20 protein-coding genes and 1 pseudogene are annotated in these 25,752 nt (G+C 63.5%); 9 read left to right on the top strand and 12 right to left on the bottom strand.

The annotated features are described in order from the left end of the window. From B7Z66_12550 to B7Z66_12510, 9 genes are all read right to left on the bottom strand, one after another. Positions 1–666: type I-U CRISPR-associated protein Cas7 (locus B7Z66_12550; protein OYV75542.1), on the bottom strand; the 666-nt coding region annotated here is incomplete at its 3' end. 25 nt (positions 667–691) lie between these two features. Continuing rightward, a complete protein-coding gene (locus B7Z66_12545; GenBank protein ID OYV75541.1) occupies positions 692–3,064 on the bottom strand; it encodes a type I-U CRISPR-associated protein Csx17 in 2,373 nt (790 codons plus the stop codon). Then, on the bottom strand, positions 3,057–3,563 hold the full coding sequence (locus tag B7Z66_12540) for a hypothetical protein (protein OYV75540.1): 507 nt from the start codon (positions 3,561–3,563) through the stop codon (positions 3,057–3,059). Before B7Z66_12540 ends, B7Z66_12545 begins: the two co-directional genes overlap by 8 nt. Next, entirely contained in the window at positions 3,560–5,959 is a 2,400-nt protein-coding gene (locus B7Z66_12535) for a CRISPR-associated helicase/endonuclease Cas3 (protein ID OYV75539.1), read from the bottom strand. Before B7Z66_12535 ends, B7Z66_12540 begins: the two co-directional genes overlap by 4 nt. Before the next feature lie 341 nt (positions 5,960–6,300). Beyond that, positions 6,301–7,305, bottom strand: a complete 1,005-nt coding sequence (locus B7Z66_12530; protein OYV75538.1) for a transcriptional regulator — start codon at positions 7,303–7,305, stop codon at positions 6,301–6,303. A gap of 140 nt (positions 7,306–7,445) precedes the next feature. Next, entirely contained in the window at positions 7,446–8,798 is a 1,353-nt protein-coding gene (locus B7Z66_12525; GenBank protein ID OYV75537.1) for an adenosylmethionine--8-amino-7-oxononanoate transaminase, read from the bottom strand. A 68-nt stretch (positions 8,799–8,866) separates the two neighbouring features. Further along, positions 8,867–9,778 (bottom strand): methylenetetrahydrofolate reductase [NAD(P)H], encoded by a 912-nt coding sequence (locus tag B7Z66_12520; GenBank protein ID OYV75544.1) that lies wholly within the window; start codon positions 9,776–9,778, stop codon positions 8,867–8,869. A 35-nt stretch (positions 9,779–9,813) separates the two neighbouring features. Further along, entirely contained in the window at positions 9,814–11,127 is a 1,314-nt protein-coding gene (locus tag B7Z66_12515; GenBank protein OYV75536.1) for an adenosylhomocysteinase, read from the bottom strand. A gap of 139 nt (positions 11,128–11,266) precedes the next feature. After that, positions 11,267–12,439, bottom strand: coding sequence for a methionine adenosyltransferase (locus B7Z66_12510; protein OYV75535.1), 1,173 nt, complete (start codon positions 12,437–12,439; stop codon positions 11,267–11,269). Between the two features lie 280 nt (positions 12,440–12,719). Between B7Z66_12510 and B7Z66_12505 the strand changes: the two are divergent. The 9 genes and pseudogenes from B7Z66_12505 (at position 12,720) to B7Z66_12465 (ending at position 22,542) form a co-directional block, all read left to right on the top strand. Further along, a pseudogene (locus tag B7Z66_12505) lies at positions 12,720–13,091 on the top strand (hypothetical protein). Positions 13,092–13,494: 403 nt separating this feature from the next. Further along, a complete protein-coding gene (locus B7Z66_12500) occupies positions 13,495–15,510 on the top strand; it encodes a transketolase (GenBank protein OYV75543.1) in 2,016 nt (671 codons plus the stop codon). 133 nt (positions 15,511–15,643) lie between these two features. Then, complete coding sequence (locus B7Z66_12495) at positions 15,644–16,657, top strand: type I glyceraldehyde-3-phosphate dehydrogenase (GenBank protein OYV75534.1); 1,014 nt, start codon at positions 15,644–15,646, stop codon at positions 16,655–16,657. A 174-nt stretch (positions 16,658–16,831) separates the two neighbouring features. Further along, on the top strand, positions 16,832–18,010 hold the full coding sequence (locus B7Z66_12490) for a phosphoglycerate kinase (protein OYV75533.1): 1,179 nt from the start codon (positions 16,832–16,834) through the stop codon (positions 18,008–18,010). A 91-nt stretch (positions 18,011–18,101) separates the two neighbouring features. Further along, positions 18,102–19,553 carry a pyruvate kinase gene (locus tag B7Z66_12485; GenBank protein ID OYV75532.1) on the top strand — a complete coding sequence of 484 codons (1,452 nt, stop codon included), beginning with the start codon at positions 18,102–18,104 and terminating at the stop codon, positions 19,551–19,553. A 294-nt stretch (positions 19,554–19,847) separates the two neighbouring features. Beyond that, a complete protein-coding gene (locus tag B7Z66_12480; protein ID OYV75531.1) occupies positions 19,848–20,912 on the top strand; it encodes a fructose-1,6-bisphosphate aldolase in 1,065 nt (354 codons plus the stop codon). A gap of 127 nt (positions 20,913–21,039) precedes the next feature. Further along, positions 21,040–21,351, top strand: coding sequence for a hypothetical protein (locus B7Z66_12475; protein ID OYV75530.1), 312 nt, complete (start codon positions 21,040–21,042; stop codon positions 21,349–21,351). Between the two features lie 245 nt (positions 21,352–21,596). Beyond that, positions 21,597–21,842 carry a transcriptional regulator gene (locus tag B7Z66_12470; protein ID OYV75529.1) on the top strand — a complete coding sequence of 82 codons (246 nt, stop codon included), beginning with the start codon at positions 21,597–21,599 and terminating at the stop codon, positions 21,840–21,842. 415 nt (positions 21,843–22,257) lie between these two features. Further along, positions 22,258–22,542: a hypothetical protein gene (locus B7Z66_12465; GenBank protein OYV75528.1), complete on the top strand. Its 285-nt coding sequence runs from the start codon at positions 22,258–22,260 to the stop codon at positions 22,540–22,542. Between the two features lie 69 nt (positions 22,543–22,611). On the opposite strand, the gene B7Z66_12460 is transcribed toward B7Z66_12465, so the two are convergent. From B7Z66_12460 to B7Z66_12450, 3 genes are all read right to left on the bottom strand, one after another. Next, positions 22,612–23,787: a hypothetical protein gene (locus B7Z66_12460; GenBank protein OYV75527.1), complete on the bottom strand. Its 1,176-nt coding sequence runs from the start codon at positions 23,785–23,787 to the stop codon at positions 22,612–22,614. A 228-nt stretch (positions 23,788–24,015) separates the two neighbouring features. After that, a complete protein-coding gene (locus tag B7Z66_12455) occupies positions 24,016–24,198 on the bottom strand; it encodes a hypothetical protein (GenBank protein ID OYV75526.1) in 183 nt (60 codons plus the stop codon). A 48-nt stretch (positions 24,199–24,246) separates the two neighbouring features. Beyond that, positions 24,247–25,146: a phosphoribosylaminoimidazolesuccinocarboxamide synthase gene (locus B7Z66_12450; GenBank protein ID OYV75525.1), complete on the bottom strand. Its 900-nt coding sequence runs from the start codon at positions 25,144–25,146 to the stop codon at positions 24,247–24,249. Positions 25,147–25,752 lie beyond the last annotated feature (606 nt).

Raw genomic sequence — 25,752 nt, 5'->3', positions numbered from 1 at the left:
ACGGGTGACGACCAGGCCGGGGTGGCCGGGTCGAAGGAGTTCCCCGAGGGGTCGACCCCGGTCCGGAGCGGGTTCTGGTCGTACGACGTCCAGTCCGACGGTGTCACCACCGACCGGCTCCCCGGCGCCGCAGGTCCGGCCGTCGCTGCTCCGGCGGGCGACGGGGCGAAGCCGGCCCCCAGCCAGTTCCTTCTTGGCCAGGAACACGCCATGCAGCAATGTATTCACATCCAGCCCGAGCAGTACCTCGGCAAGCTTCCGCAGATCAACAATACCTTCCTGCATGTCGGCCAGTTCATTCTTGAGCTGGTTGAAAACGGTCTTATCCTGACCCTCCAGGATGTACGGCGAATTGATGCGATGCGCTTCCAACACCGAGTTGGTCAGCGGCTTGCCACCTTTGTCGTTCACCTTTATGACGGACAGGCCCTTGAGCGGCTCCACCCAGTCGTCGGCCACCTTGTCCCAGCACACGGCCTCCATGCGGTTCGCCATGCTCTGGGCGGATTCCACCAGCAGCATGGGCGTGCCGTCAGGGCCTTCGAACTGCGCGGCGCCGATTTCGGGAAACCCAGTCGGCTGAAAGCGCGTCCCCTGCAGCGGCTTCAGCTTGGCGCGGAGTAACAGGCGGGGGGTGTTGGCGAGGGCAGAAAGCTCGAGGCTCATAATATATCTCCTTGGTGATTCGGTATCAGGCGGTTTCAATTTCGCGTCGCACAGATGCCAGCGCGTTGCGCGCGAGCGCGGCGGTGGCGCTGTAACGCAGCGGAATCAGCAAAGCGGCGCTCCCCCGCAACGGGGAAAAACTGTGCTCTGCGGGCAGAGCATCAAGGCTGACGATGGGGGCGAGCCCCGAAGCGCGTAGCCGCCGCCACGCGGTCTGCACCGCGCGATTGCCGTGGTTGCCCGCGGCGAGCTGCGCCAACATGCCGGCAGGCACATTCAGGTGCATGTTTTCGGGCAGTAAACCCAGCGACCGCAAGGTGCGGTCCGGTGTCAAGCTCAGTTTCAGCAGGGCGAACGCCGCAGGAACGACGCCCGTACCGGCCCCGCCCTCAAGATCCCGCGGGATCTCACAGAGCGAAAGTCCTGGTAGCAGTGCCGCAATGCGTTCATCCATGGCGTCATCGCGCAGGAAGGCGTTGACGTCGTCCAGCGTAACGCCGGCGGCACTGTCCAACGGCTTGTCCCGCATCTCCAGCTTTTCCGAAAACCTCAAACGGCGTTCCAGCAAGGCACGCAGGGTGTCGATCAGCCGGCCTTTCTGTCCGGTATAGAGGCGGGCCTTTTCCTTGGCATCCGGAGTCATCCATTCGTTGTACTTGCGCTCCACCTGGAAAAGTTGCGCACGCAGCGGCAAGGGCTCTTCACCGACGCCACGGAGACCGGCCAGCGCCTTGGCGATGCGGAAAGCGGGGGTGCCATCGTCGGCGGCTACGACCCATTGATCGGAAAGCCTGGGAATAGGTCGCACGTCGTTATGTGCTTTAGGACTATTCGAAAGCGCGAACTGGATTTGCCCCAGTAGAACCAGCAGCGATTGCGCCTCAGCCTTGCTCGGCTGGCGTCCCGAAAGACCGAAAAACCTGTCTTCCAGGCGTTTTCGCAACACCAGAAAACGGTTCGCGATGTTGTCGCCACGGGCTAATTGACGGAAGCGGTCCAACCAGTGATTGCGGTCCAGATCATCCAGCCAGCGCGATGGTGGTTCGTCACTGACTTCCACGCACGATAAGGGGGTCGCCAAGTATGCCTTGCCGGAACGCATCAACAGACCGAAGCGCTGAAAACTTCTGATTCCGCGATATCCACCGAAATGCTGCACAGCACGGACGAAATCGAGGGCGTCACGCGCCGGTCTCTTACCCAACGCGACACGACCTTCGGCCATCAGTGCGCGTATTTCAGCATAGGTGGCAGGCTGCGACCAGAGAGGCATCCACAACTCGCCGCGCGCGTTGGCCGTATCGCCTTCACCCAGGGTTCCGGATCCAGCACCCACAGCGCGTACCGTGAACGGATAGCTCAACACACCAGCCGGATCGTCAGCATTACGGCGTACTGCGGCAGCCGCGAAAGACAGGGCCCCTTCGATCATCAACACAAAGTCCCACGGATTGATAGCCGCATCGGCCTCGAAGCCAACACCGGCATTGGGACCGCCTGCCTGGCCTGGAGAAAACTGTCCGATGGCGTTCTTGATGAGCACAGGAGCAGTTTCAGCGAACAAAGCCGTTGCCAGCCAATGGCTGGATTCTTCCCGTGCCGCTCCCTGCTCCGAAGGCAGAACATCTGTCAGGCGTTGCATAAAGTTATTGGTGAAGTCAAGCCGCCCATCGTTGCCACCAGTTCCCAGCAGCGGTGGGTATGCGGGTGAGTCATCGGAGAGCAACACCGATGCATCGAACCAGCACAATGCATCATCTGGGAGCTGACTGCGGATGCGAGCCAGCAGCACGGCCTTTTCATCGCCTTTGGGGCTGGCACTCCGATCGAAGCCAGCCAACGCACGGTCCACGACATCAAGACACGATTGATAGTTCTTGTAACGCGGCTCTGGCGTTTTCCGAATAACTTCCAGCGCGGTTTTATTATCCTTTTCATAAAACCCGCTGCCACCGTTCCATGGTGCCATGATGGGAGTTGGATTATAGTCGTACAGGAAGAACCGTTCGATGGCTCCGCGATCCAACGCGGTGCGCAGCACGAAGCGATCGTCGCGCCAGAAGCCGCGCGCCTGCGGATCACTGACCGACAGCAGGCGCAACACGCCGAGGGCCTTGAGATAGTTCGCCAGTGGCGTAGGTGTGCAGCCGTCGAGCACGATGTCGTTACGAGAGCTTTCGGTTTCGTAACTGGCCGGTGGTTCATGTACGCCACGGGCTGCACCGGGTCGGGGGGCTTGCCGTGGCATGGCTTGCAGGCGTTCGGACAGCTCCGTCAGTTGGTCCAGCGCTTCCAGACGCTGGCGCACCGTCATGCGTTGCGCCTGCCGGAGCTGGTCGCGGCGGCTGCCGTCAAATGTGGTCCTGCTCCAGTCGACGGGGCGTTGGTTGTCACTCATCGGGATTCTCCTGCAGCCACTTGAGGTGCTGGATGTCGTCCAGGTCGCGTGGGCGTCCGGCCGTCTGTTTCATGCGGATGAGGGTGGGGATGGTCACGAAGCGCACGTGGATACCCGGCAACAGTTCGCCACGCATGGCGACCTCGTACTCATTTGCGAAATCGAACGGTTCGTAAACGAATACATCTACTGAAGTGCCGGGGAAGCCGTCGCTTTGAAAATTGAGCACCTGCATGCCCTTTTCTTCCCGCCAGAGTTGGCGCTGCTCAGATCGTGCAAACGCGTCCGCGTCGATCGGCACGGTCGGGCGGTAACCGATCCCCGCCAGGGCGTGGAACGCCTGATGGATATTTCCGGCGTCCAGCGCGATCACCAGATCAATATCCAGGGTAAGGCGGACATAGCCATGCGCGTTGACGGCAAGGCCACCGGCCACGAGGTAGCGCACGCACGCGGCGTCCAGTGCGTTTGCGACGGCGTCGAAGGCGGCAAGCTTCATGGCTGCTGCTCTTCGGCCGAAGCGCGCCAGTCGGCCAAACGCACCAGGGTTTCCAGCCATGCCAACTGGAACGGGCCGTAGTAATCCAGCAGCTTCAGGGTGCGTTCGGTCCATGACGGGCCCTGTTCGCCCTCGCCGATCTCCATCAACGCCAATTTGAGCGTGGTCTCGCGGCTGTGCTCGCCGTCGAAGTTGAGATCCGGCAAGGTGTCGCCTTCCCAGACACCGCGGGCGAAGCGCTTGACGCCCTCGTCCGTCTCTTCTGTGGGCATAGCGCGCAGGCTCATGCGGACCTTGCCATGGTGAGCAGCAATCAGATAGGCAATGGGGTCGGCGTCAACCTCGCCGTCATGCTGATCGAGCCACGCGAGCATGGAGGCAAGCTCGTGACGGAAAAACTTGCGTTCGTGGCGCATCCGGCCGGGACAGTCAGACTTAGCGAGTAGGGCTTCGGCGACTGCTTCCTTGCCCTTGCAGCGATACATTGACGCTTGGAACACCGGGTGCGCCTTGCCGAGGTCGTGCCAACGTCCGGCGCGGACAACAAGGCCGCTGTGCGCCGTCTCGCCCACCTTCGCGCACAGGTCGGCGGCGTGCCGGGCGACATGGCCGAGGTGTTCGGACAACACCACGGCCTTCGGCTGCTGTGATCGCCAGTCCTCGCCGTAAGCGTCTTGCGGCGAAGGTGTCTCCGCCGACAAGGCTGGGACAGGCGGCTTCCTGATGGTGGCGTCAAAGCCGATTGCCTCGTCGTAACCGCCGTCGGCAGCGCGGAGCAACAACGTCACGCCTGGGCGCGGATCGCGTTCCAGCTTGACCCAACGCTCATCGAGCGCATCCCAGCGCCAAAGCATGGTGTCCTTGCGCTTGGCGAAATCTCTCGCCTGCCCGATGGATACGGGGCACAGCTCTCGGCGATCCGGCCTTCCCTGAAGGTCGGGGATATTGGGATCGTCCTTGAAGTCGCGCCAGAACACCTGCACGCCTGGCGTGCCGCTGTCGCGGATGTAGTCGGACACATCCACGTCGAAACCGGACAGATCGGGGTCGGTATTGAACAGATCGAGCAGATCCTTGCGGCGCAGGACGGCGGTAAGCGGGCGCGCCGTATCGGTTGACGGAAGGCTTTGCGGGGCGGCGCTGCCCAGCCCGTTCAGCTTGGCGCGTGAGAAGGACAGTGCTTCAGTGTCGTAGGGAAGCGTCAGGTCCTTATCATCCTCGATATCCACCCAGAGGATGCGCGCACCGCCGTGATTGTGTTCGCCGTAACGATTGCAGCGGCCAAAACGCTGCACCATAGAAGACCAAGGCGCCAGTTCGGTCACTAGCACGCGGGATGAGACGTCCACCCCCGCCTCGATGGCCTGGGTGGCGATGACGATGCGGTCGGCAGCGGATTCCTCCCGCAAACGCCAGGTCTGTTTGGCGCGCTCGGCCGCGCGGAACCGCCCGTGAATCAGCAAATCCCCGTGCGTCGGGCGACGCTCACGGATCAGACGGTACAGCCCTTGTGCGCGGTCTACGCGGTTCAGGATCACCAGTGTCTGTGTCGAGGGGTCGTGGGCCTGAAGAATCTCAGCGCGTAGCGCCTGCAGATAGGTATCCAGGCCCTTCTTGTTGCCGGCGTCCTTGCCCAAACGGAGTGGGGCGGTAGAGACGTGCTTGACGGCTTCGAGTCTCTCGCCGGCACGCTTGCGATCGTCTTCGTCAATGGTCAGCGAACGCAGTGAGTCCATGTAAGGCTTCAAGTCCACCGTGGCCAACCATTGCGGATTGAGCGTGGCGGACAGCCAAAGGGAACGGCTGTTTCTGGCGAGAGGAAAGCTGCGGCGAAAGGCCTCCAGTTGCGTCGAGGTCGCCAACCCCGCGCCCATCAACTGCACCTCGTCGAATACCCACAGGCAGTCATTGTGCAGAAGGGAGAAATGCACCGGCCACTGATAACGGCTCATGCCATAGCCGCGCATCAATGCCCGTGACAACAGCATGTCCTGGGTGCCGATCAGGATCATGTCCTCCTCGGGATATTCGACCCAGGTTTTCAGGTCGTTGGCACCACCCATCAAGACATGAACGGAGACCTTGCCATCGCCAGCCGCACCATCGACGCCCAGCGTCCCAAGGGAGTCGCGGATGGTACGCTCAGTCTGCTCTACCAGCACCCGCATAGGCAGGCACCAGACGAGACGGCGTGGAGTGGCGGCATCCGACGCCACGGTTCGCCCGCCTTGCCGCCAGCCGCGTTTGTACAGCCAAGCCAGCGTAACCGCTGCCGTCTTGCCCATGCCGGTCGGGATGTTCACCATTTCCGGCCAGTCCGACTCGGCTAGCTTGACCTGGTAAGGGAAGGGGCTCTTCCCTTCGGTGACGGTCGTAAAAAACTCTTGATATTCCATGAATTGCTCTCGTATGCGCGAATTAGGGCGGGGGCAGGCGCTGGAAAGATTCCATTCGATTAGGTGTTCAGGTCGCCACGCGAGCGATATACCGCACCCGCTTCCACGGGTTGGGATCGCTCCTCAACCCCACCATACGGGCCTCAATCCGTCGGCCGTGGTCCGGCAGGTACGCCGCTGCCGCATTCTCGATGCGGGGCCCGTAGGATCGATCTGTGCTGCATGCTGCCCTCCCCGATCTGGTGCTGCGCTGCGTTTTCCCATCTTGTACCACTGGCGGTGGCTCAGGGATTGAGCCTGCGGCCAATTTCCCCGCCGCCGGGGCCCCGGTCCCCCGTTTCCTATGAAGCATCCCCGGCGGCCTTTATGGCACTCCCCCCGGGAGTGGATTGATACTGCGCTGACGCCTCGTGCAGCCGCTCGGCCACGAGCACCCGCAGCGGCTCGGGGGCGACCACCTCGACATCGGGGCCGTATTTGAGGATATCCAGCAGCAGTTCGCGCGGGTCGGAGTACGGGATCTGCAACTCGTAGGTCTCCCCGAGCCACTGGCCAACCTGGTCGGGGTGCCAGCGCTCGTCGGCGACCCAGCGGGCGCGTTCGGGAGTGAAGCGCAGCACGGCCCAATTCGTCGCCTCTCCGGTAAAAATTCCGAAGCTCGCGCGCAGGTGGCGGTCCAGGGCAGTAGCGTCGGCAGGACGGACGGCACCGCCGGTATCGGCGGCTTCCAAGATCCGGTCTAGCGAAAACGTGCGCAGGGCCCGGGCCCGTTCGCACCAAGCCGACACGTACCAGTTGTCCCGGTAATGCAAGAGCCGATAGGGATGGATGCGCCGGGCGCTGACGACGGCGCGCTCGCGACCGTGGTAGCGGATTTCCAGGGCGCGGCCGTCGAGCACCGCGGCCGAAACGCGCCCGAAGATCGCGTCGTCCACGTTCCGGCTGGCGACGGGCTGGATCACGACACGCGAGGTGACGGTTTCGGCGGTATGACCGCCCGCCTCTAACAGCTTCCGAATACGAACCTTCAATGGTCCGATATAGGGGCCCAGCAATCCGGGTTGCACGGCTTCGAGGAGTTGTTCGCTTGCCAGCAGCGCGTAGAGTTCGCTGTCGTTGAACCACAAACCGGGAAGCTGAAACTCCGGGGCGTTGGGATCGTAGTGATGGCCGTTATGCTCGCGGTCGTAGATGACCGGGGCCCCCATAAAGTCGCGCAGATAGGCGATATCGCGCACCACGGTCGCCCGGGAGGACCCGAGCCGATTGATCAACGCCGTCATCGCGACCGGGCGTTTCCCCGAGAGCGCGGCATGGAGCTTGTAGATACGCTCGGCGCGGTTCATGCTGCCGATCCCGCGTGTAATTGTTTTTTATCGAAGGCGCCGAAACTGTACGCTCGTATCCCAATATAGCACACGGTACGTAACGTTATTGTCGTCTGTAGGGGTGGGCTATTCCGGTGGCTCGGTTGCGGTGGTCGGCCCTACGGGTTTCGGGTGGCCAGGTCGATGCCCTCCCGGGCCACGTCAACCATGCGGCGGATCTCCTCGTCGGTGACGATGTAGGGCGGCATGAAATAGACGACGTTGCCCAGAGGACGCAGCAGCACACCGCGTTCCAGGCCATGGCGGTACACGGTTAGCCCGCGCCGCTCCTGCCACGGATAGGGCTCGCGCCGCGCCTTGTCCCGGATCATCTCGATGGCGAGGATCATGCCGGTCTGGCGCACCTCCGCCACGTGGGGATGGTCGGCAAGGTCGGCGGTCAGCGCCGCCATCAAGTCCGCCCGCCGGCGGTTGGTCTCCAGCACCGGCGCCTGCTCGAACAATTCCAGCGTCGCCAAGGCCGCCCGGCATCCCAAGGGATTGCCGGTGTAGCTATGGGAATGCAGGAACGCCCGCAACCGATCGTAGTCGTCATAGAATGCCTGGTAGATCGCATCCGTGGTCAGTACCACGGACAGCGGCAGATAGCCGCCGGTCAGCCCCTTGGACAGGCACAAATAGTCGGGCCGGATGGCGGCCTGCTCGCAGGCGAACATCGTACCGGTACGCCCGAAACCCACGGCGATTTCGTCCGCGATCAAATGCACGCCGTGGCGGTCGCACGCCTCGCGCAGCAGGTGCAGGTAGACCGGGTGATACATGCGCATGTGGCCGGCGCATTGCACCAGGGGCTCTACGATCACCGCGCACACGGATTCGCCATAGCGTTCCAGCGCAGACTCCATATGCTGAAACATCTCCCGCGAACGGTTCTCCCAGGACTGCCCCGGCTCGCGGTGGAAACCATCGGGCGAGGGCACCGGGATCGACTCCAGCAGCAGCGGCCGGTAGGTCTCCTTGTATAAGGGCACCCCGCCGACCGCCAACGCCCCCAGGGTTTCCCCGTGGTAACTGTTGGTCAGGGTAATGAACCGGGTCTTGTCGGCGCGACCCAGGTTACGCCAATAGTGGAAGCTCATCTTGAGCGCCACTTCCACCGCCGAGGATCCGTTGTCGGCGTAGAAACAGCGTGCGAGGCCCGGCGGTGCGATGCGCACCAAGCGTTCCGAGAGGGCGACTACCGGCTCGTGGCTGAAACCGGCAAGCAACACATGGTCAAGCGTGTCCAACTGTTCATGAAGCGCGGCGTTGATGTGGGGATGGCAGTGGCCGAACAGGTTGACCCACCAGGAACTGACAGCGTCCAGATAACGCTTGCCGTCGAAGTCCTCCAGATAGGCGCCCTGGGCGCGGCGGATCGGGATCGGAGGGAGGCCCTCGTGATCCTTCATCTGGGTGCACGGGTGCCACAACACCGATAGGTCGCGGCGGATGAGTTCGCGGTTATCCATGCCGGACCCTGCGATAGTCGGTGTCGGTGAATACGCCGCCGGGTGCGGCGGTCCTGCCGCGGGTCGGGTCAGCCCGGCCGTGAACCGCGGTCCGAGCCGGGGCCCGTGGAACCCGGCCCACGCCCGCCGAGGCCCAGGTTGTCCCAGATGGCGAGGCTCGGGACCGCTTGGTTGAGGGTGTAGAAATGCAGCCCCGGGGCGCCCGCCTCCAGCAGCCGCCGGCACAGCTCCGTGACCACCTCGACGCCGAAGGCACGGATCGACTCTTTATCCTCGCCGAAATCCTCCAACCGTTTGCGGATCCAGCGCGGAATCTCCGCCCCGCAGGCGTCGGAGAAGCGCGCGAGCTGGACATGGTTGGTGATGGGCATGATGCCGGGCACGATGGGCAGGTCTATGCCCAATCGCTCGCACTCATCTACAAAACGAAAATAGGCGTCCGCGTTGTAGAAATACTGGGTGATTGCACTATTGGCGCCCGCCTCCACCTTGCGTTTGAAGTTCAGCAAGTCGGCGCGTGCGCCGCGGGATTGGGGGTGCGCCTCGGGATAGGCCGCCACCTCGATAAAAAAGTGATCGGCGGTCTCCCGGCGGATGAACGCGACCAGGTCCGCCGCATAGCGTAGCTCCCGCGACCCGGCGCTGCCGCTGCCGGAGGGGAGGTCACCGCGCAGGGCCACGATGTGGCTGATCCCTTCAGCCTGGTAACGGCGCAGGATCTCCCGCACGCTGTCCTGGGTGGCCTCAATGCAGGAGAGGTGAGGAGCGGCCTCGATCCCCGATGCACGCTGGATCTCGGTCACGGTCTCGAAGGTGCGTTCCCGTGTGGAACCGCCGGCACCGAAGGTTACCGAGAAGAACCGCGGCTCGAGCCGCGCGAGCCGGTCCCGCACGCCACGCAGCTTCGCTACCCCCTCCTGGGTCTTGGGAGGAAAGAATTCGAAGCTGTAGACGGCAGGATGCCTTTCTTGGGATTCCATGGAGCGCAGTCCCGGGACCGTGGCCACCGCCGGCCTCAATAGCGATAGTAATCCGGCTTGTACGGCCCTTCTACCGGTACACCCAGGTATTTCGCCTGCTCCGGCGTCAGGGAGGTAAGGTGCGCACCGATCTTGGTCAGGTGCAGGCGTGCCACCTTCTCATCCAGATATTTGGGCAGCACGTAGACCTCGTTCTTGTATTTTTTCGGGTTGAGCCACAGTTCAATCTGAGCCAACACCTGATTGGTGAACGAGTTGGACATGACGAAGCTCGGGTGGCCGGTAGCGCAGCCGAGGTTCACCAGCCGGCCTTCGGCCAGCAGGATGATGCGCTTGCCGTCCGGGAAGATTACGTGGTCAACCTGCGGCTTGATGTTCTCCCAAGGATGCTGGCGCAGGGCGGCGACCTCGATTTCCGAGTCGAAGTGACCGATATTGCACACGATCGCCTGATCCTTCATGCGCTTCATGTGTTCGTGGGTAATGACGCTCATGTTCCCGGTGGCGGTCACGAAGATGTCGGCCGCACCGCAGGCCTCCTCCATGGTCACCACGCGGTACCCCTCCATGGCCGCCTGGAGCGCGCAGATCGGGTCAATCTCGGTGATCCACACGGTGGAGCCCAAGCCGCGCAGGGACTGGGCACAACCCTTGCCCACCTCTCCGAAGCCCAGCACCACGGAAATCTTGCCCGCGATCATCACGTCGGTGGCGCGTTTGATCCCATCCACCAGCGACTCACGGCAGCCATAGAGGTTATCGAATTTGGATTTGGTAACCGAGTCGTTGACGTTGAACGCCGGCACCTTCAGGGTGCCCTCGCGCTGCATGTCGTAGAGACGATGGACGCCGGTGGTGGTCTCCTCGGACAGGCCGCGTACGTCCTTCAGCAGTTCCGGGTATTTTTCGTGGAGCACCAGGGTGAGATCGCCGCCGTCGTCCAGCAGCATGTTGGGGCGCCATCCATCGGGACCGAAGATGGTTTGATCGACGCACCACCAGTACTGCTCCTCGGTCTCCCCCTTCCAGGCGAACACCGGCACGCCGGCAGCCGCGATTGCAGCGGCGGCGTGGTCCTGGGTCGAGAAGATGTTGCAGGACGACCAACGCACCTCCGCACCCAGTTCCACCAGGGTCTCGATCAGCACCGCGGTCTGGATGGTCATGTGCAGACAGCCGGCAATGCGCGCGCCCTTCAGGGGCTTCTTTCCCTGGTACTCCTGACGCAGGGCCACGAGGCCGGGCATCTCGGTCTCCGCGATGCGGATCTCCTTGCGGCCCCAGTCGGCCAGTTGGATATCGGCAACTTTGTAGTCGGGATCGAGATTCTGAACCGGTTGGCTGCTCATGAGATGACTCCTCAAATCTGTTTTGTGCGGTGGCGCGGGAAACCCGCGGCCACGCAACGTGAAATGTACGGTGTGATGCCGAGGTCCGGAATTCAGACCCCGGCCGGTGCCTGACGCCGGAGCCCGGCGCCGGAGCGGTTCACCCAGCGGCCTTCTTGATTGCGGCGGAGTCGCGCAGCAGGTCGGCGCGGTCGGTAGACTCCCATGGGAAATCCGCCTCGTCCCTTCCAAAGTGCCCGTAGGCGGCGGTGGCGGCATAGATCGGGCGCAGCAGATCGAGCATCCGAATCAGTCCGCCCGGGCGCAGATCGAAGTGCTCGCGCACCAACTGGACAAGACGCGCATCGTCGAGCTTGCCGGTGCCGAAAGTCTGCACACTGATCGACGTCGGATCCGCGACACCGATGGCGTAGGAGACCTGGATCTCGCAGCGCTCCGCCAAGCCGGCGGCGACGATGTTCTTGGCCACATAGCGGCACGCGTAGGCCGCGGAACGATCCACCTTGGAGGGATCCTTGCCGGAGAAGGCGCCGCCCCCGTGGCGCGCCATGCCGCCGTAGGTGTCGACGATGATCTTGCGCCCGGTCAGCCCGCAGTCGCCCATGGGGCCGCCGACCACGAACCGTCCGGTGGGATTGATGTGGAAGCAGGTGTCGCGCCCCACCCATTCGGGGGGGAGCACGGGGCGGATGATCTCGTCGATGACCGCCTCCCGCAGCACCTTCTGATCGATATCCGGGGCGTGCTGAGTGGAGAGGACCACGGTATCGATACCCACCGGGCGGTCCTTCTCGTAGCGCATGGTGATTTGACTCTTCGCATCGGGCCGCAGCCACGGCAAGGTGCCGTTCTTGCGCACCTCGGCCTGGCGCTGCACGAGCCGGTGGGCATAGGTAATGGGCGCCGGCATCAGCACGTCGGTTTCGCTGGTGGCGTAACCGAACATCATGCCCTGGTCACCGGCCCCCTGCTCCTCGATCGCACCCCGATCCACGCCCTGGCGGATATCGGGGGACTGCTTGCCGATCCCGGAGAGCACGGCGCAGGTATCCGCGTCGAAGCCCATATCGGAGCTCGTGTAACCGATCCGGCGGATGGTCTCCCGGGCCAGGGCCTCGGCGTCAAAGGTCGCCGTAGTGGTCACTTCCCCGGCGAACAGGATCATGCCAGTCTTCACCAGGGTCTCGCAGGCCACCCGGGCGTGGGGATCCTGGGCCAGGATCGCATCCAGGATCGTGTCCGAGAGCTGGTCTGCAATCTTGTCCGGGTGACCCTCAGATACGGATTCCGAGGTAAATAAATAATTATTCAAGATCAACTCCTTAACAACAATTAAGCGTCAGATGACCCGCGGACGTCGTGCGGAACTGGCACCACGCAGGAGGGTTACGGACGAGAGAACCAACCCGGGACTATGCCAGCCCCGGAATCCATCCTGACTAGTGTACCGGCTTCATCGGGATTGTCCACGGGGGCCACGGCCGGGCGCGCCGGGATGCAGGCAAGAACCTGTAAGCTCTCGTATAATGCCCCAGTTGGCTGAACGGACCGCGCACCGTGACCAAGACTTCCAAACATCCTAAGCCGCCCGAATGATCGTCCGCGAGACCTTCCACCGGCCGCAGGAATTGGGGCGGGAGCTCCACCGGCTCCCGGGGCAGATCTATAACTTGGCCTACCGGCTGCGCCGTCAGGCGGGCGCCGAATGCTTGTTCGTGCCGATCCGCACCATGCAGTATCTGGCAATTCTGGACGCGCACGAATTCGCTTTCGTGGACGGGGCCGGACACCGGGTCATCGAGATCTCGTGGTCAAACTTCCGCCCCTGGGAACGCGGTGGCCTGGGAGATCCAGTGCCCTATGATGCCGTGTTTTATCAACCGTCCGCCCAGGAGACCATGCGCCGTCTTCCCGGAGAATTCCTGCGTGCCCTGCACGCATTGGCGACCCGCGTGGCGCGTCGTTCGCACGCCACCGGAACGCCCGATATCACGCCACTGAATCCCTTGAAAATTTCAGGGGATCATAGCGATAATTAGGTTTTTTTGGCAATCGCGGTGACTTCCCGACACCCTGGCACGCTCCCCGTGGCGCTGGCAACGAATTAACTGTTGCCCCCCGGCACCAAGTTGGGGAAAATAACGCGCCTGCGTACCCAAGGCTCCGGGAACCATCAGCGGCCTGGAATACGGCCGAATTCCCACGCACGACTCCAGACAGGCGAACGCTCTTCAGCGTCCGGGATCACGTCAGGACGGTGCGTGAGGATCGCTCTGCGCCCGGGGACGGTTCGCATCGGTCTGATTACGGCTTTTCGCGGTCCGATTTTCGGATGGCATTGAATTTACTGGGGATTTCCTGATGAAAATGAGTCAGCCTAAACAGTCCGCGCGTTCTCGTCGAGAGTTGGCCAACGCGATCCGCGCCCTAAGCATGGACGCGGTGCAGAAGGCCACGTGCGGCCACCCTGGGATGCCCATGGGGATGGCGGACATCGCCGAGGTGCTGTGGAACGACTTTCTCCAGCACAATCCCGCCGACCCGAAGTGGCCTAACCGGGACCGGTTCATCCTCTCCAACGGGCACGGCTCCATGCTGCACTATTCGCTGCTGCATCTGAGCGGCTACGACCTGGGCATCGAGGATCTCAAACAGTTCCGCCAGCTGCATTCGCGCACTCCGGGGCACCCGGAGTACGGCTACACGCCGGGCGTTGAGACCACCACCGGTCCCCTGGGCCAGGGTTTGGCCAACGCAGTGGGCATGGCCCTGGCGGAGCACGTACTCGCCGCCCAATTCAACCGGGATGGCCACGACATCGTCGACCATTATACGTACGTGTTCCTCGGCGACGGCTGTTTGATGGAAGGCGTGTCCCACGAGGCGTGCTCGTTGGCCGGCACCTGGGGTCTGGGCAAACTGATCGGTTTCTACGACGACAACGGGATCTCCATCGACGGCCATGTGGAAGGCTGGTTCACCGATGACACCCCACGGCGCTTCGAGGCCTACGGCTGGCACGTGATTCCCGGGGTCGACGGGCATGACGCCGACGCGGTGAAGGCGGCGATCGTGGAGGCGCGCACGGTCACCGACCGCCCCACATTGATCTGCTGCAAGACGGTGATTGGATACGGCTCTCCGAACATGTGCGGCACCCACGATGTGCACGGGCAGGCCCTGGGCGAGAAGGAAGTCGCTGCGGCACGCGAGTACCTGGGCTGGAAATTCCCGCCGTTCGTGATTCCGGACGAGATCTACGCGGCTTGGAACGCCCAGGACAAGGGCAAGCAACGGGAGCAGGCTTGGGACACGAAGTTCGCTGCCTACCGCAAGGCCCACCCCAAGCTCGCCGCCGAGTTCGAACGGCGTGTGTCCGGCAAATTGCCCGCCGACTGGGATCAGAAGGCCAGTGCGTTCATCGCCAAGCTGGCGGCCGAGGGCAAGGACATGCCCACCCGCAAGGCGTCTCAGGTGGCGCTGGAGGGTCTCGGGCCGCTGCTGCCGGAACTGACCGGCGGTTCAGCCGATCTGGCCGGTTCCAACAACACCATATGGTCCGGCTCCAAGGCGATCAGCAGAGACGATGCCCAGGGCAACTACCTGCATTACGGCGTGCGCGAGTTCGGGATGACGGCGATCATGAACGGCATCGCCCTGCATGGCGGCCTGATCCCCTACAGCGGCACGTTCCTGGTGTTTGCGGACTATGCCCGCAACGCGGTGCGGATGGCCGCGCTGATGAAGATCCGCAGCCTGCTGGTCTATACCCACGACTCCATAGGCCTCGGCGAGGACGGGCCCACCCATCAGCCCATCGAGCATTTGGCAAGCCTGCGGATCATTCCAAACATGACGCTGTGGCGCCCTTGCGACGTGGTGGAATCGGCGGTGGCCTGGCGCACCGCGATCGAGCGCACCGACGGCCCCAGTTGCCTGATCTTCACCCGCCAGACCACCGCCTTCCAGAAACGCGACGCCAGCGTCGTGGCGAACATTCGGCGCGGCGGTTACGTGCTGTCGGACTGCGAGGGCAAACCCCAGGCGATCATCATGGCTACCGGATCGGAAGTTGGAATCGCAACGCAAGCCGCCCGTACGCTGGCGGATAAGGGCATCCGTGTGCGCGTGGTATCCATGCCGTGCTGTGAGTTGTTCGATGCCCAGGACGAGACCTACCGCGAGTCCGTGCTACCAAGCGATGTCACCGCGCGGGTCGCTGTAGAGGCGGCCCTGTCCGTCTACTGGCAGAAGTACGTATGTCCCAGGGGCAGGGTGATCGGAATCGACCGGTTCGGAGAATCGGCCCCGGGGGAGGCGCTGATGGCAGAATTCGGATTCACCGCGGAAAACGTGGCACAGACCGTCGAAGAGATCCTGTAACCCGGGCAGCGCGCTCTAGGAGCGCACGTCCGCCGCACACCAAACGCCGCGGAACTCAAGGGGAGCTTGCCTGACTTGCGCCCGCGAATGGTGACGTCTTTCTATTTCACGTGAAAAACTGGAGACCTAGGACATGGCGATCAAAGTGGCAATCAACGGCTACGGCCGTATCGGACGCAACGTGCTTCGCGCGCTGTACGAGGCCGGGCGCACCAGCGAGATTCAGATCGTGGCGGTCAATGACCTGGGGGACGCCAACACCAATGCCCACCTCACCCGTTATGACACCGTGCACGGCAGGTTTCCGGGCACCGTGGCAGTGGAAGGCAACTACCTGAATGTGAACGGCGATAAGATCCAGGTGGTGTCCGAGCGTGACCCGTCCAAGCTCCCGTGGGGCAAGCTGGGCGTCGACGTGGTCCTTGAGTGCACCGGACTGTTCACCAGCAAGGAAAAGGCCGCCGCCCATCTCAAGGCCGGGGCCAAGAAGGTTGTGATCTCCGCGCCGGGTGGCAAGGACGTGGACGCAACCATCGTTTATGGCGTCAATCACGACGTCCTGAGGGCGTCGCACACCGTGATCTCCAACGCGTCCTGCACCACCAACTGCCTGGCGCCCCTGGTCAAGCCGCTGCATCAGTCCATCGGACTGGTGCGGGGCCTGATGACCACGATCCACTCCTACACCAACGACCAGGTACTGACGGACGTCTATCACAGCGACCTGCGCCGCGCCCGCTCCGCGACCATGTCGCAGATCCCCACCAAGACCGGCGCCGCCGCGGCGGTAGGCTTGGTGTTGCCGGAACTGAACGGTAAGCTGGATGGCTTCGCGATCCGCGTGCCGACCATCAACGTGTCCGTGGTGGACCTGACCTTCGAGGCCGGCCGCGAGACCTCCAGGGATGAGATCAATGCGATCATGAAAGAGGCCGCGGACGGGGATCTCAAAGGCATCCTGGCCTATTGCGACGAACCCCTGGTCTCCGTGGACTTCAACCACACCGCGGTGTCTTCCTCCTACGACTCCACCCTCACCAAGGTCATCGACGGCAAGCTGGTGAAGGTGCTGGCGTGGTACGACAACGAGTGGGGTTTCTCCAACCGGATGCTGGACACCACCGTCGCACTGATGAAGGCCAAGTAAGCGGATGACCGGCGGCCGGCGTGGAACCCCACGCCGGCCGCCGGTCCCTGCCCTGCGTGCCGCACCGACCCCCCCGGCCCTGTCCGACGCCATCCACCGAAAGGCATTGGTTGAGACGCCGTTTCACCGAATCCCTTTCCCGAATTTCGAAACCATGACGCCAGGAGATCGTTCATGTCCGTGATTAAGATGACCGACCTGGATCTCGCGGGCAAGCGTGTGCTGATCCGCGAAGACCTGAATGTCCCGTTGAAGGACGGCAAGGTGGCGGACGACACCCGTATCCGCGCCAGCCTGCCGACGATAGAACGCGCCCGGGACGCCGGTGCGCGGGTCATGCTCATGTCCCATCTGGGGCGCCCGGACGAAGGCGTCTACGACCAGAATGCCTCCATCGCGCCCGTCGCGGCCCATCTGAGCACGCTGCTCGGCGCAACGGTACGGGTAATCAAGGATTACCTGGACGGGGTCGAGGTCAAAAACGGCGAGGTGGTGCTGCTGGAAAATGTTCGCTTCAATAAGGGCGAGAAGAAGAACGAGGATGGGCTCGCCCGCAAACTCGCCGCCTTGTGTGACGTGTTCGTCATGGACGCCTTCGGCACCGCGCACCGCGCCCAGGCGTCCACTCACGGGGTAGCCAAGCACGCGCCCGTTGCATGCGCGGGCCCATTACTGGCCGCGGAACTCGAGGCCCTGGGCAAGGCCCTGGACCAGCCCGCGCGGCCCATGGTCGCCATCGTCGGCGGCTCCAAGGTGTCCACCAAGCTCACAGTCCTGGAGTCCCTGTCCCAGAAGGTCGACCGGCTGATCGTCGGCGGCGGTATCGCCAACACCTTCATCGCCGCCGCCGGTTATAATGTCGGCAAATCCCTCTACGAGGCCGACCTGGTGGCGGAAGCCCGGCGTCTCACGGATCAGGCCAAGTCCCACGGCGCGGAGATCCCGGTACCCACGGACGTGGTGGTGGGCGCGGCGTTCGCGGAGGACGCCCGCGCCACGTTGAAGACCGTCGCCGAGGTGGGAGACGCGGACATGATCTTTGACGTGGGTCCGCAGACCTCGGCGCGCTTTGAGGAAATCCTCAAGACCGCCGGCACTATCGTCTGGAATGGTCCGGTGGGCGTGTTCGAGTTCGACCAGTTCGGAGAAGGGACCCGGCGCCTGGCCATGGCAATCGCCGAGAGCAAGGCGTTCTCCATTGCCGGTGGCGGCGATACCCTGGCGGCGATCTCCAAATACGGGATCGCCGACCGGGTCTCCTATATCTCCACCGGCGGCGGCGCCTTTCTGGAGTTTTTGGAAGGCAAGCAGTTGCCCGCCGTCGCGATCCTGGAAGAACGCGCCAAGGGTTGACGCCCGCGCGCCGGCACGGCGCGCGGGGGGAATCATGCGGCCGGCGCCCCTGGGGCCAGCCGCGCCGCCTGGATTTGGAAGCCTAAACGCCATGCTGAGACGTACCAAGATCGTAGCCACCCTGGGGCCCGCAACCGACGAACCCGGCGTGCTGGATGCGGTAATCCAGGCCGGAGTGGACGTGGTCCGGCTCAATTTCTCCCACGGCTCACCCGACGAACACGTGCGCCGGGCGGAGGAGGCACGCAGCCGGGCGCGTGCCCATGGCCGGCATCTGGGGGTCATCGCGGACCTCCAGGGGCCCAAGATCCGTATCGAGCGGTTCAAAGACGACGCTGTGGTCCTTCAGGAGGGTGAGAAATTCATCCTGGATACCAGTCTCGGGGCGGACGAAGGCACCCGCAATGCCGTCGGCCTTACCTATAAGGCCCTGCCGGGTGACGTGAAGCGCGGCGATACCCTGCTGCTGGACGACGGACAGCTGGTGCTGTGGGTGGAGGACGTCGCCCATGCTCAGATCATCTGCCGCGTGGTGGTGGGTGGCAAACTGTCCAACAACAAGGGGATCAACCGCCAGGGAGGTGGCTTGTCCGCCGCGGCGCTCACCGAGAAGGACCGGGCGGACATCAAGATCGCCGCGGCGATGAAGGCGGACTACCTGGCGGTGTCCTTTCCGCGCAAGGCGGAGGACGTAGAGGAGGCGCGCCGGTTACTGCGCGCCGCCGGGGGACATGGCGCGATCATCGCCAAGATCGAGCGCGCCGAGGCGGTGGAGTCCCTGGAGGCCATTCTCCAGGCGACTGACGTGGTGATGATCGCGCGCGGCGATCTTGGCGTCGAAATCGGTGATGCGGAACTCACCGCCGTGCAGAAGCTCATCATCCGCAAGGCGCGTGCCATGAGCCGGGTGGTGATCACCGCGACGCAAATGATGCAGTCCATGGTGGACAGCCAGATCCCGACTCGGGCCGAGGTGTTCGACGTAGCCAACGCCGTGCTGGACGGCACCGATGCCGTGATGCTGTCGGCGGAGACCGCGACGGGGAAATATCCTGCCAAGGCGGTTGCGGCCATGGACCGCATCTGCCGCGGTGCGGAGCGCTACCGCATCGCCATGGCACCCGTGGCCGACCCGCGGGCCGAGGACCAGTTCAGCCGGACCGACGAGGCCATCGCCATGGCCGCCATGTATACCGCCAACCACCTGGGGGTACGTGCCATCGCGGCCCTGACCGAATCGGGTTCCACCAGCCTGTGGATGTCCCGGGTCAGTTCTGGAATCCCGATCTATGCGCTGACCCGCCATGTGGAGACGCGGCGTAAGGTCACGCTCTACCGCGGTGTCTACCCCATCAGTTTCGACGTTACCACCAAGGACCACGCCCTGGTTAATCGGGAGGTGATCGACGAATTGGTCCGGCGCGGCGCGGTGCACGATCACGATCTGGTGATCATTACCAAAGGCGACCTGACCGGGGTCAGCGGCGGCACCAACGCCATGAAGATCGTCCGCGTGGGCGAGATGTTGGCGCCGGACGATTGAGTCCCGTTCCCGGACCCCGCCGCCCGGAACGCCGTTTCAGCGAGTCTTCGGTCCCGCAGGCCGCGCATCCGCACCCCAGGCGCGGTCGGAACCACCGCCGGCTTCCGGGTCTACCGTAGGGTTTCGACGATTTTGCCTGTAAAAACGGCAGGATCCCGCGACGTGCCGGGACCTTGGCGGATCGCCCGGCGGGGGAAAGGCTTTTGGGCGCCGCGGTCTTTCCTGCTAGAATAGCCGCCTTAGCTTTCAACCCCATCCGTTCCAACCCTATAAACCCCTGAGAGAGAACTTGCCATGGCTTTGATCACGCTGCGTCAGTTGCTGGATCACGCCGCCGAACACGGCTACGGCGTCCCGGCCTTCAACGTCAACAATATGGAACAGATGCACTCCATCATGGAAGCGGCGGACGAGACCGACAGCCCGGTAATCGTCCAGGCTTCGGCGGGCGCCCGGAAATACGCCAAAAGCGAATTCCTGCGCCACCTGATCCTGGCCGCCGCCGAGCAGTGGCCGCACATCCCGATCGTGATGCACCAGGATCACGGGGCCTCCCCCTGGGTATGCCAGCGCTCCATCCAGCTCGGTTTCACCTCAGTGATGATGGACGGTTCCCTGCTGGAAGACATGAAGACCCCGGCCACCTACGAGTACAACGCGGAGGTCACCCGGCGCACTGTGGAAATGGCCCATGCTTGCGGGGTCTCGGTGGAGGGTGAACTGGGCTGCCTGGGCTCTCTGGAAACCGGCATGGCGGGAGAGGAAGACGGCTCCGGCGCCGCGGGCAAGCTGTCCCACGACCAGTTGCTCACCGACCCCGAGCAAGCCGCGGACTTCGTCAAACAGACCGGCGTGGACGCCCTCGCCATCGCCATCGGCACCAGCCACGGGGCCTACAAGTTCAGCCGCCCACCCACCGGTGACATCCTCGCCATCGACCGCATCAAGGAGATCCACGCCCGGATCCCCGATACGCACTTGGTCATGCACGGGTCCTCCTCGGTACCCCAGGACTGGTTGGAGATGATCAACACCTACGGCGGCGACATGGGAGAGACCTACGGCGTGCCCGTGGAGGAGATTCAGGAAGGCATCAAGCACGGCGTGCGCAAGGTGAACATCGATACCGACCTGCGCATGGCATCCACCGGCGCGGTGCGTAAGTTCCTGGCCGAAAACAAGAAGGAATTCGACCCGCGCAAATGGCTGACCGCCTCGACCAAGGGCATGAAGGCCATCTGCAAGGCCCGTTATGAGTCCTTCGGTACCGCGGGCAACGCGTCCCGGATCAAGCCACTCTCATTGGAAAGTATCGTCAAACGCTACGAGAGCGGCGAACTCGACCCGCGGGTAAACTGAAGACGGGTGTCCGACCTGCAAGCCGAAAGGGCGGGGCGACCCGCCCTTTCTTTTTTACCCGTCACTTGACAACTGGCATCCTGCACGATATCAACATGACACGCGCAGTCCAGCGAAAGGAATCGCAATGCACGCAAACCATCGTCCGTTCAGCGCCCGACAACGGCTCGCCCGCCGGGTACGACTGTTGCGCATTGCACGGGGCTGGTCGCAGGAGGTCCTGGCAGAGCTGAGCGGCCTGCACCGAACCTACATCGGTTCGGTCGAGCGGGCCGAGCGCAACATCAGCCTGGACAACATCGAGAAGATCGCCCGCGCCCTCGAGACCCCCATTCCGGCGCTGGTAGACGAGACGGAACCCACTCCGCTCCGGGGCGTGCCCACACGCGGTATCGAGGAATGCCAGGCCCGGTACGGAGCCTGGCCGGGGACTCCTTAAACGACGCCCGGGGCCCGGGCTGGGACGCGCGGGTTAGGCGGTATGACCGTGACCGCTACCGGATCCCAGACGGATCCCCAGACCCACGGTGCGGCCCGGAACCCGCGTTCCTCACCGCTCACCGGTTTCCAGGCGTTACGTCTCCCCGGCCGGAGGGTCTTTCCGGCCTGATTGCCACTCATTGGCGCCATGTTGATACGTTTCTCCCGTCGACAGCGGCGGCGCTAGCCCATGGAATACTACCCATGGAAGACGGCGCCCGTACCCGGCTTGCGAGACGGATCCGAATCCTGCGCCGTGGCCGGGGCTGGTCACAGGAAGTGCTGGCCGAACTGAGCGGCCTGCACCGCAGCTACATCGGTTCCGTGGAACGGGCCGAGCGTAACATCAGCCTGGACAACATCGAGCGGATCGCCCGCGCCCTGGGGGTTCCGATCCACGATCTCCTGGGCGAGCCGGAGCCGGCGCCACCAACGGAATCAGGCACATGACCGAATGTTGCATAGAACCTATCTCAAAATCGCAGATCGGGCGTTCAGGCAAGGCGCGGGCCCTGCGAGGAGCGCCGTTTACGCCCAGTAAATGAGCACCGCAGCAGGGTCCGCGACGCCGCATGGGCGACCGCGATGCATTTTGAGATAGGTTCTAGTTAAGTTCCGGTCGTTCAATCCACCCGCCCAAACCCGGTTGGGTTCAGCCATGGAACGTACCGGAACCTCAGGTCTTGGCCCATGGATTCCATGGCCATTTCTTTAACGATACGGGCGCTAAGTAAGTGACATTCGGCACATGACGCCCTTTTCTTCAGACCCTGAAACGACGGGGTCCGGCACCGGGGTACGCCGGTGGCCGGAAGCGGCGCTACGCAGCACCGCGGAGGCGATTGCAGAGGGGTCCGGGGGCCAGTTGGCAGCTTGGGAGGTGGCGCTGGATCCGGGCGCCGCGGAGATCGCGAGCCAAGCCCTGCTTTACGTTACCGTGCGGGCCGCGCACGGGTACCGGCTGGTCATTGCCTCTCTCACCGGCAACCTCGTCCCGGGACCCGCACCCGACGTCAATCCCAGCCGGTCACCGGTGGCGGCGGTACGCCGCGTGACGTTCGAGCGTCTGTTCTGGCGCTGCGCGGCGGAAGATCCCGAGCCGCTGCTGGAGTATCTGCGCTGCTGCGGAGTACGGTTGCTGGACCGCTAGTCTAGGGTTGCACGTATCCAAGCCGGGAAGACGTTCGGACGTCGCCGGCTTGGGGCATGTGGGACGCCCTCAGAAAAACTCGAAATGGATCCGAAGAATGCCCACCAGTGCGTTGGGATATACCCCGCTGGGATGGACCACGTATTGCAGATCGGGCTGGAGGTAGATCCGTGGACCGAGCTGCGCCGCGTAAGTCACCTCGTAGCTGGTCTCCGCGCGGGCACCGTGCACCCACGCGCGGGCTATCCCGACACTAGCCAGATCGTTGGGACGGGACTGGAACGGCCGGACCAGGCGCAGGCCCAGTCCGAGATAACGGGGCACCGTGTCTGTGGTCCGGGTGTTCTCACCAAACTGCACGAAGGCGCCCAACTGGCGACCGCCGGCCAAGAGCCAACGGTGCTGTGCGATGGCGTAATACCCGCCCGTGCTGGCAACCGCCGCACTCGCCGAAGCGTAGTGCCACAAACCCAGCGTGAGCTTAGTGGAGGCAGGGGTGTTCCGGGCACGGGCGGAATGGAACTCAGCCTCTCCGATGGCCAGATGGCCTTGGTTGAACAACGCACCAAGCCGCCCTGGATCTCCCTGAAACACCGCAGCACGGGCGGATAACCATTTGCCATCAACCCCGGCGATGCCCCCCAGACCGGTCGCCGGGTAGATCGGCGTCGGAACATTCGCCGACAGAGTCGGTAGAATCCCAAAGGAGGAGTTCACCAAGGTACTCGCCACCCGGGTCACCACGAAATCGTTGTTGAGATCCATCAGACCTACGCGTAGATGCAGGGCATGGGTGAACTGCTGGCGGTAGCTCAGGGCGTAGAGCCGGAACTGGGACGGGGCGGCCAGATTGCTGACCCCCTGCACATCCCCTACCACGTCCCCCGACGGATCCCCGCTGGACACCCCCAGCAAATCGAACCGGAAGCGGCCGCCCTCCCACCAGCCGGCACGCGTCGTGTCCAGTTCGAAGCCGGCGTGCGCCACCAGCTCGGCGGTCGTCTCCCGTTCCAGGCCGCCGCGCAGTCCGGTGGCCGTCTCGGCATCCACATGCCCGGCCCAAGTCAGCGCCTGGGTCAACCGCCCACGCCAGGGAAGATACTCCGCCGAGAGGGGCGGCAATCGGCGTCGCAGCTCCGGCGGAGAGGCAACTGCCTTGCAGGACGCGGCCAACGTCGTCAGCCCCACCAATGCCGCCGCAAGACCCCACGCGGGAGCCAGAAAGGGCCGCCACCGCATCAGCATCCGCGTGCGGCCACCCTGCCATGGCACCGGCGGCGCGCTTCCGATAGCCACGCTGGCAACTCGCCGCAATAGCGCCGCATACGCCGCATACGCCGCATACGCCGCCGCGTCACAGACCCGCTGGACTGGACCACCGTGTCACACCCATCGCCGAACGACCAGCGAACGTCCACGAGCTTCGCGCGCACGATAACCACGCCGGCCACACAGATCGAATGCGCGCCTTGCCTATCGGGCAACACACCACCCATAGGTGATCGGGTCCTTTGTAGACAGGGGGTCTTTCAATTCTTCGATGTGGGTCGGGTCATTACGCCGGATCCGTTCCAGGATCATGACCGTGTACCCCTTGTTTCCGTCACGGCTGTGGGCAAAGACCCGCTTCAACCGCGGATCCCGGCAGGCATCCACCCGATGATTACACCAATCCGTCGCGCATCGAGCTGCCCCATTGCGGCACTAATCCCCAAGCAGGCGCTGCTGCGCTTCCCGGTACTTCTCCGCGGTCTTCAGGATCACCTCGGCCGGCAGTCTCGGCCCCGGGGCGTTCTTGTCCCAGTCCAGGGTTTCCAGGTAATCCCGCACGTACTGCTTGTCGAAACTCGGGGGACTTTGCCCCGGCCGATACTGGTCGTCGGGCCAGAACCGGGAGGAATCCGGGGTGAGCGCCTCGTCCATCAGGACCAGCCGTCCCGCCTCATCCACACCGAATTCAAATTTCGTGTCGGCGATGATGATGCCATGCTCCCGGGCGTATTCGGCCGCGTCCGCGTAGATCTTCAGACTCACGTCCCGCACCTGCTCGGCATAGTCCAGGCCCAGAAGTCCTACCGTCTGTTCAAAAGCGATGTTCTGGTCATGCTCCCCGACGTCCGCCTTGGTGGAGGGCGTGTAGATGGGCTCCGGCAGCCGATCGGCTTGCACAAGCCCTTCCGGCAGGTGGATACCACAGACCGCCCCGGTGCGCTGATAGTCCTTCCATCCAGATCCGATCAGATAACCCCGAACGATCGCCTCCACCGGGAGTCCCTTGAGCCGACGCACGATTACCGTACGCCCTTCCAGTGGGGCACGTTCAACGGGATCGGGTACGATTTCCTGGAGGGGTGTGTTCACAAGGTGGTTGGGTACCAGGGCCCGGGTACGCTCAAACCAGAAATTCGACACCGCAGTCAGGACACTGCCCTTACCCGGGATCGGGTCGGGAAGCACCACGTCGAAAGCGGAGAGCCGGTCCGTTGTGACTATCAGCAGCCGGTCGTCACCGACTCCGTAGATGTCGCGCACCTTCCCCCGATGGACCAGTGGCAAGCTTTTGATGGCGGACTCAAAAAGGGCATCAGGCACATTCCACCTCACGGCATGGCAACCCGAAGTTGCGTTTCGAAACGACGGCCGATCCCGGTCTTCCGCGCGACCTTCGTAGCGAACCCACCCGCGTTCGCCCGATACGCTGCGCTGACAGCTTAGTGCACTCAATGGGATGAAGCAAAAACTGTCGCATCGTGCGGTCGAACTACTGAAATACCACCATCTAGGCGTTCGTCCGCAACCCTTTTATTCTTGCCAGCGGGCAACCGTCCAGATCGATCATTCCGCGGGTGCTTACCACCACTGCACGACGATGGTTCTTTAGATTCCCCGGTGGCTGAATCCTTGACCACACGGTCCGCCGGATCATAGCGGCGCCGCGCTCTGCGGCGATTGCGGATCTTATTTTCCTCGGAGGACACCGACAGGGCAAGCTGCATCCAACCCGCGGCCCCGGCAATTCCTGTATGTTGTTGGGGTTAATTCCCGGTGTGCCCAATGTGCATGAAAGCAGGCGGCATAACGCGCCGGATCCCGGCTGATACAGCCCATGGCCGATAGACCAACGGACACGATAGCCACCCTAAGCAACGGGTCATCGGCACCGAGCGATCTTGTTGTGGCCACCCATGCCCCGGATACAACCACTACCCT

The sequence above is a fragment of the Chromatiales bacterium 21-64-14 genome, from assembly GCA_002255365.1.
GTDB lineage: Bacteria > Pseudomonadota > Gammaproteobacteria > 21-64-14 > 21-64-14 > 21-64-14.
This window is presented reverse-complemented; position numbering and strand designations above follow the sequence as displayed.

Excerpts from the sequence above, each read along its gene's own strand:
- B7Z66_12545 (OYV75541.1), bottom strand. The coding sequence starts at position 3,064 with ATGAGTGACAACCAACGCCCCGTCGACTGGAGCAGGACCACATTTGAC.
- B7Z66_12540 (OYV75540.1), bottom strand. The coding sequence starts at position 3,563 with ATGAAGCTTGCCGCCTTCGACGCCGTCGCAAACGCACTGGACGCCGCG.
- B7Z66_12535 (OYV75539.1), bottom strand. The coding sequence starts at position 5,959 with ATGGAATATCAAGAGTTTTTTACGACCGTCACCGAAGGGAAGAGCCCC.
- B7Z66_12530 (OYV75538.1), bottom strand. The coding sequence starts at position 7,305 with ATGAACCGCGCCGAGCGTATCTACAAGCTCCATGCCGCGCTCTCGGGG.
- B7Z66_12525 (OYV75537.1), bottom strand. The coding sequence starts at position 8,798 with ATGGATAACCGCGAACTCATCCGCCGCGACCTATCGGTGTTGTGGCAC.
- B7Z66_12520 (OYV75544.1), bottom strand. The coding sequence starts at position 9,778 with ATGGAATCCCAAGAAAGGCATCCTGCCGTCTACAGCTTCGAATTCTTT.
- B7Z66_12515 (OYV75536.1), bottom strand. The coding sequence starts at position 11,127 with ATGAGCAGCCAACCGGTTCAGAATCTCGATCCCGACTACAAAGTTGCC.
- B7Z66_12500 (OYV75543.1), top strand. The coding sequence starts at position 13,495 with ATGAGTCAGCCTAAACAGTCCGCGCGTTCTCGTCGAGAGTTGGCCAAC.
- B7Z66_12495 (OYV75534.1), top strand. The coding sequence starts at position 15,644 with ATGGCGATCAAAGTGGCAATCAACGGCTACGGCCGTATCGGACGCAAC.
- B7Z66_12490 (OYV75533.1), top strand. The coding sequence starts at position 16,832 with ATGTCCGTGATTAAGATGACCGACCTGGATCTCGCGGGCAAGCGTGTG.
- B7Z66_12485 (OYV75532.1), top strand. The coding sequence starts at position 18,102 with ATGCTGAGACGTACCAAGATCGTAGCCACCCTGGGGCCCGCAACCGAC.
- B7Z66_12480 (OYV75531.1), top strand. The coding sequence starts at position 19,848 with ATGGCTTTGATCACGCTGCGTCAGTTGCTGGATCACGCCGCCGAACAC.
- B7Z66_12475 (OYV75530.1), top strand. The coding sequence starts at position 21,040 with ATGCACGCAAACCATCGTCCGTTCAGCGCCCGACAACGGCTCGCCCGC.
- B7Z66_12470 (OYV75529.1), top strand. The coding sequence starts at position 21,597 with ATGGAAGACGGCGCCCGTACCCGGCTTGCGAGACGGATCCGAATCCTG.
- B7Z66_12460 (OYV75527.1), bottom strand. The coding sequence starts at position 23,787 with ATGCTGATGCGGTGGCGGCCCTTTCTGGCTCCCGCGTGGGGTCTTGCG.